Annotated in this window: 1 protein-coding gene; it reads left to right on the top strand. The window is 47.1% G+C overall.

The window, feature by feature from the left end:
- Positions 1 to 1,164 (top strand): MFS transporter (locus FM107_RS05255; RefSeq protein ID WP_306298635.1); only part of this gene is annotated, 1,164 nt, incomplete at its 5' end.
- Positions 1,165 to 1,184 lie beyond the last annotated feature (20 nt).

The raw sequence follows: 1,184 nt of genomic DNA, 5'->3' as shown, positions 1-1,184 counted from the left end.
GCTGCACAGGTATCCATGTTGCCTGTTTATATCTTATCATTGGCTAGTTTCGTAATCATGTTCCAGGGCTTCATGGTAGCTCCGCTGCTGCCCACGCTTTCTGAACAGTTCGGTACTACTGTTCGGCACGTCAGTTTTATCGAACCTGCTTACTTGCTCGGGTATGGGCTATTCACATTGGTGTACGCACCACTTAGCGACCGGATCGGAAGATTCCGGATTGTTGCTTTTTGCCTGGTAATGTTTTCGATGTTTACGCTGTTGACAGCTTTTGTACACGGCATCAACCAGATGATTTTCCTAAGATTATTGACCGGCATCGGTGCTGCCGGTATCGCCCCTACAACCATTAGTTGGATCAGTGATACCTATCCTTACCAAAAGCGGGGGCATGCCTTGGGGATCTTCTTCGGCAGCGTGGCAGGAGGTACCGCGTTTGGGGCCAGCACCGGATCGTTACTAACTTCTCTGATCGGCTGGCAATGGCTATTTGTAGGAGTCGCCATTATGGGGTTGGTTATTTTTGCCCTGATATTGATCCAGCAAAAGAACATCTTTGGAGAAAGGGAAGTAGGGGCAAAAAGCAGGGATAATATTTTGGTGTCTTTCCGTAGTATCTTGTCGACAGCTAGAGCAAGGCGCACTTATTTTTATGTATTGTTTAACGGTATGTTCCATAGTGGGATTTTCGCCTGGCTCGGTTATTTTTTCTATAAGAATTACGAGTTGAACCAACTTCATATCGGTCTCGCCTTATTAGGTTATGGTATCCCGGGGCTATTGTTTGGGCCATTGTTGGGCAGGCTCGCCGACCGCCACGGAAGAAACAAGATCATACCCGTAGGCCTATTCCTGGGCGCGGTCGCCGTGTTGCTTCTAAGCCAGAATTTCAGCCTTGCAGTTTCCTGTGTTTTGGTGGCATTGCTGTCTTTAGGATTTGATTTATCCCATCCCTTGTTTGCCGCTATTGCCACCACGTTCAGCTCCAAAAAAGGCGCTGCTATAGGTCTTTTCGCTTTTTTCCTTTTCTCAGGCTATGGCCTAGGAAGCTTGGTTTTGAGCCTGATTGTCAATATCGGTTTGGACCGGGCATTCCAGTTATTTGGCGGTGGTATTTTGGTCGCAGCGGTTTGTTCGATATTTGTTTTCCGGAAAGAGAAGTAAGAACAAAAGAAGATGATTAC

The organism is Sphingobacterium sp. JB170, from assembly GCF_900163865.1.
Taxonomy (GTDB): domain Bacteria; phylum Bacteroidota; class Bacteroidia; order Sphingobacteriales; family Sphingobacteriaceae; genus Sphingobacterium.
The sequence above is the reverse complement of the archived record's forward strand: the minus strand, read 5'-3'. Positions and strand labels throughout refer to the sequence as shown.